This window comes from Streptomyces swartbergensis, assembly GCF_002148965.1.
GTDB lineage: Bacteria > Actinomycetota > Actinomycetes > Streptomycetales > Streptomycetaceae > Streptomyces > Streptomyces swartbergensis.
This window is the reverse complement of the sequence record NZ_NGFN01000656.1, coordinates 1-1,801: the sequence shown is the minus strand read 5'-3', so window position 1 is coordinate 1,801 and position 1,801 is coordinate 1. Positions and strand designations below refer to the sequence as shown.

General features: G+C 68.7%; 3 protein-coding genes. 2 read left to right on the top strand and 1 reads right to left on the bottom strand.

The features are described from left to right. Both CA983_RS43290 and CA983_RS43285 read left to right on the top strand, forming a co-directional pair. Positions 1-1,009, top strand: a 1,009-nt coding sequence (locus tag CA983_RS43290; RefSeq protein ID WP_208637180.1) for a cytochrome c oxidase subunit I, incomplete at its 5' end; no start/stop codon positions are given. Continuing rightward, on the top strand, positions 1,006-1,362 hold the full coding sequence (locus CA983_RS43285; RefSeq protein ID WP_086606069.1) for a hypothetical protein: 357 nt from the start codon (positions 1,006-1,008) through the stop codon (positions 1,360-1,362). The genes CA983_RS43290 and CA983_RS43285, both read left to right, overlap by 4 nt. A 12-nt stretch (positions 1,363-1,374) precedes the next feature. On the opposite strand, the gene CA983_RS43280 is transcribed toward CA983_RS43285, so the two are convergent. Continuing rightward, on the bottom strand, positions 1,375-1,801 hold a 427-nt coding region (locus tag CA983_RS43280; protein ID WP_483027232.1), incomplete at its 5' end, for an imine reductase family protein.

Sequence of the window (1,801 nt, the reverse complement as noted above, 5' to 3'; positions counted from 1 at the left end):
GGTCCTGGCCGCGGCGCTGTTCGCCCTGGAGGCGGACCGCAAGTTCGGTGCCCACATCTTCGACTCCGCCAACGGCGGCGCGTTGCTGTGGCAACACCTCTTCTGGTTCTTCGGCCATCCAGAGGTGTACATCATCGCGCTGCCGTTCTTCGGGATCATCTCCGAGGTCATTCCGGTCTTCTCCCGCAAGCCGATGTTCGGTTACCAGGGTCTGATCGGCGCGACCATCGCGATCGCGGGTCTGTCCGTGACGGTGTGGGCGCACCACATGTACGTCACCGGCGGTGTGCTGCTGCCGTTCTTCTCCTTCATGACCTTCCTGATCGCGGTCCCGACCGGTGTGAAGTTCTTCAACTGGATCGGCACCATGTGGAAGGGCTCGCTGTCCTTCGAGACACCGATGCTGTGGGCGACCGGCTTCCTCATCACGTTCGTGTTCGGCGGGCTCACGGGCGTGCTGCTGGCCTCGCCGCCGATCGACTTCCATGTCTCCGACTCGTACTTCGTCGTCGCGCACTTCCACTACGTCGTCTTCGGAACGGTCGTGTTCGCGATGTTCTCCGGCTTCCACTTCTGGTGGCCGAAGTGGACCGGCAAGATGCTGGACGAACGCCTCGGCAAGATCACCTTCTGGACGCTGTTCATCGGCTTCCACGGCACGTTCCTGGTCCAGCACTGGCTGGGCGCTCAGGGCATGCAGCGGCGGATCCCCGACTATCTGGCGGTGGAGGGCCTGACGACGCTCAACACCGTGTCGACGATCAGCTCGTTCCTGCTCGGCATGTCGATGCTGCCGTTCTTCTACAACGTGTGGAAGACGGCGAAGTACGGCGAGCGGGTCACGGCCGACGACCCGTGGGGCTACGGCCGTTCCCTGGAGTGGGCCACCTCCTGTCCGCCGCCCCGCCACAACTTCGTCGCGCTCCCCCGGATCCGCAGCGAATCCCCGGCGTTCGACCTGCACCACGCGGACGTCGCGGCGGCGGAGCGGGAGCTGACGCTCCGATGACCGCGATGGAAGGTCTGCCCGTGGACCTGGACCTGCGGGCGTTCCACAACGAGGTCGAGGGCCATCTGCTCGCCGCCGCCGCACACGAGGAGGCCCGCGCGGCAGCCGCGCGTTTCGCCGCCCGGCTCGAACGGCTGCCGGAGGCCGAACGGGAGGAGGTGGAGCGGCTGTTCGCGGCTGAACACCTCGCCCTCGCCCGGGCCTCGTGGCACCGCACGGCGCTGCGCGGGCAGGAGCTGCGGGGCGAGTACGAGGCCGTGTACCGCAGGCTCCGCGCACGGCTGCTGGCCGGTCTCCTGCTGGGATGCGCGCTGCTGGTGGCGGCGAATCTGGTGGTGCTGGTGTCGGTCTAGCGGGAGCGGGTGTCAGGCCCCGCTGTCGGCGGGATTCCTCAGGACCTCGATCAGGCTGGCGTAACTGTCCTGTCCGTGACCGGCGGCGGCGACCTTCTCCATGGCGGCCTTGAGGAGCTCGGGCAGCGCGTTGTCGATGCCGCGGGCCGCCGCCGCGTGGATGAGGTGGTCGATGGCCGCGATCTGCACGTCGACGGTGGCGTCGTCCCCCGGGTAGCGGCCGGCGTCCACCTGGGGCGCGTACGTGGTGAGGAAGCCCGCCACCGCGCTCAGCCAGCGGATCGCGACCGGGGTGAAGGCGGTGGCCGGTGTCCGCTCGGCGCCGACCAGCGCGGTGCCGTGCAGCCAGCCGGTCATGGTGGACCACATCACGCCGAGCAGGGCGGCGTCGTAGAGGGAGGCGAGTCCGGGGTCGGTGCCCAGGTGGAGGGGGTCGCCG

What these genes read in the sequence shown, in the direction of transcription:
- CA983_RS43285 (WP_086606069.1), top strand. Translation starts at nt 1,006, where the DNA reads ATGACCGCGATGGAAGGTCTGCCCGTGGACCTGGACCTGCGGGCGTTC.